General features: G+C 32.7%; 3 protein-coding genes. 1 reads left to right on the top strand and 2 read right to left on the bottom strand.

All coding sequences use genetic code 11. The features are described from left to right. Positions 1–162: 162 nt before the first annotated feature. Positions 163–618, bottom strand: coding sequence for a hypothetical protein (locus Q0K80_RS10070; protein ID WP_294605978.1), 456 nt, complete (start codon positions 616–618; stop codon positions 163–165). A 303-nt stretch (positions 619–921) separates the two neighbouring features. Then, positions 922–1221, bottom strand: coding sequence for an XRE family transcriptional regulator (locus Q0K80_RS10065; protein ID WP_294605976.1), 300 nt, complete (start codon positions 1219–1221; stop codon positions 922–924). Between the two features lie 203 nt (positions 1222–1424). Here Q0K80_RS10065 and Q0K80_RS10060 point away from each other — a divergent pair, with 203 nt between their 5' ends. Beyond that, entirely contained in the window at positions 1425–2600 is a 1176-nt protein-coding gene (locus Q0K80_RS10060; protein WP_294605974.1) for an AIPR family protein, read from the top strand. Positions 2601–3162 lie beyond the last annotated feature (562 nt).

The raw sequence follows: 3162 nt of genomic DNA, 5'->3' as shown, positions 1-3162 counted from the left end.
AGAATTTCTTGATCACTTTTTGTTAACCTAAGACCAAATGAATTGCCTGCTTTAATGAATTTAGACTTTCCTGTTAATTTTAACATTATATCACCTCGTAACTACATATTACCATATGGTGATTACGACTGCTACTCAGGATTCTTAACTTAAAAAATTTGGTCAGTCGGCTGGTGCAACTTTCTTTTTAATTTTTATCATAAAAGTCAAGGTAACGGCGAAGGCCATTAAAATTACATATAAGGAATGGTTAACCTGTGTGGTACTAGTAAGACTTAAAAAAATAGTCGAAGTCAGTGGGCCAGCAATTACCAAAATGGCATTTAAAAGATTCATAGATGAGACTAAAACCTTTCGGGCGACTGCTAAAATCCAGTTCTGGCCACTATTGTTGGTAACAAGCAGTAAAAAGGCAATCATGTAGAGGGCAATGATCAAGACAGAAACCATCTGGTTAAAGTTAAAGCGGGTGTGCAGAATTTCTATTTGCTGGGGATGCCTGAATATGGCATAGAGGTAGAAAAAGAGCTGGCAAAATATCAATGACTTACAGTCGGCACTTGCCGAGTTTAAGCAAATAACAAAAAGTTGAACATCTTCAGCTTCTTTTTTGATCACTCAAGCTTCTGGTGAGCCTAAAAATTGCTTATTCTAACCTCATTATTAGCGGCTTGATAATGACATCACAGAACGGCATCGCTCGGGGACATTACTTATAAAAAGTCATTTTTCTTGGGTGTTATTCCTTTACTCCAAAGTTCACCATGCTTCTCGTTTAAATTAGGATTAACATGATAATTGATTTTCAATCCTTTATTTCATTGCTATTAAGTAAAGCAAATAAATTGGTAAATGATGTGGTTGATAAAATTATCATAGATGGTTGTTAGAGGTCTAAGTGTGGAAGCAAATTTGGTTAGTTTAACTTTTTTTAAGATAATCTGGATATAGATATTCCTTAATTTCTTTTATTAGTTCAATAAAATCGCATTCAAGTGCAATGGATAATGTCATTAAAGTTGTTAAACTAGGAAGATTTCGACCGTTTTCAATATTCATCAAAGATTTTTCAGAAATCCAGTTATCAGGTAATATATTTGCTAAAATTCTGTCTTCTATAAAATATTCTCTTGATTTTTGAGGTAACAATTCATTACGATACTTTTTTATTATTTTTCCTATTTCAATAAATTTAGGATTGAGTTCTTGTTTTACAGTCACTGTTTACTCACTTTCTATAAAAGGAACCTTGGTTCATTGTGTTTACTTTAAATATATTGTACTATATTCATAAGGTCAAAGAAATAGAATGACCTTGATAATTAAAGTTAGTATATAATAATAAGACTTTGCTTTTTATTATTATAATTCATATAAGGTTTAGCAAAATTCGCTCAAACCTATATAAAAAGGAGGCTCTTAATATGAGCATAAAAAAATTTAAAGTCGATTCTGTAAGAACAATTGTTTCTCCATCTGATTCAAACATTCGGACATATTTTGTTTGGGTTAACTTTAAGGACTTACCTGATGATCTTTCACTTGAAGTAAATCCAAGAGTACCAAAAATGACAACTTCTGTTGCTAAACAATTGGTTAAAGCAGTTAGAGAATCTGACAATAACTTCGACGTTGATAACCGAGGAATTGTTATTACTGCTAAGAGTGTAAAATTCAACAATGCAACTGGAGTGCTATCAGTCGATTTTGATAGTGATATTCATCGATATGGACTATTAGATGGGGGACATACATATAAAGCTATTATTCAAAATAGACAGTATGTTCCATCTGATATTGAGAAATATGTTAGACTTGAGATTATTGTTGGAAACGATTTAGATGTTTCAGCACTAGCAGATGCAAGAAATACATCTATTCAAGTTAGTGATATTTCGTTGTTTGAGCTTGATGAGAAGTTTAATTTTATAAAAAAAGCGATTAAGAACGAACCATATGCGAATAAAATTGCGTATAAAGATAATGCAGAACAGCCTATACCTATATCAAATATTTTAAAACTTATGTTTGCTTTTAATATAAAAAAATATCCGGATGACAGTCAAGTTCCGATTTCTTCTTATTCTGGTAAAGCTACAGTATTCAAAGACTATCAGAAAGAGTATGAGTGTGAAGATAATATATATGAGCAATTAGCTCCAGAGGTCCCTTTACTTATTCGACTCTATGAAACTATACAAAAAGAAATGGGAGAAAAATATAATGAGTTCAAAAAATCAGATGGTAAAAACGCTAAATTTGGAGCGGTACGTGGTATCGATGTTAAAGGACATTTAAAAACTGATTATAATGAAGAGACATTACGCTATGAGATATCTTCTGGATATTTAATGCCGATATTTGGTGCTTTTAGAGCTTTGCTATCATGGAATAAAGACAAAACGAAGATACAGTGGGATGATGATCCAATTAAAATTTGGGAAAAAGTAGGAACGAGATTAGTCCAAAACACGTTTGACACTGATACCAATCCACAGCAAGTAGGAAAAAGTAAAACTCTATGGCAATCAAATTATAGAATTGTAGATGGTGCTAAGAAAGACCTTTTAATTAAGAAGTTGAAAGAAAAAATTAGCTAATTTAGTTTGCAAAAGGTTAAGCTTCATTACACTTGTAAACAAATTTCACAATTTATATTTTGATTTTAAAAAATAATGAGCAGGTAAGTGTATTAAGATACATTTATTTGCTTTTTTTGATATTTAAAAATGCTCTTTGTTAAATCCTGTTGATAGAGTTTTAGAATAATTTGAAAGAATATCAGGCTACTAAGTAGCTTGATGCTCTTTTCTTGACCACAGCTTTGGGCTCTTCTAATTTAATACGAGCAACTAAATGATAAAAATTGCGATGGCCATAGGCTGTGCGTTAAATCTGCTTAATTTTACGGTTGGTTCCTTCCGGACAGCCGTTTGACTGACTATACTTAGCTGCATTAAGCAGATCAGGCGGACAGAGGTTGAAAGTTTTTACGCGTGATTTCCATTTGCTAGCCCAATCTTCCTGAACACCTGAGACAGGTCCTTAATTGCTTAACATTTTTTTCTTTAAGAGGTCTTGCATGAAGCTGTAAGTATTCTCCAGGGTTGGGTCAAGCGCTAACCCGTCTGCGACAACCTGGGCTTGCGTCAACCGATCCTT

Origin of the sequence: uncultured Lactobacillus sp., from assembly GCF_945290125.1 — a bacterium.
GTDB classification, from domain to species: domain Bacteria; phylum Bacillota; class Bacilli; order Lactobacillales; family Lactobacillaceae; genus Lactobacillus; species Lactobacillus rizhaonensis.
Note: the sequence above shows the minus strand (reverse complement) of the source record. Positions and strands in the feature narration are given on the sequence as shown.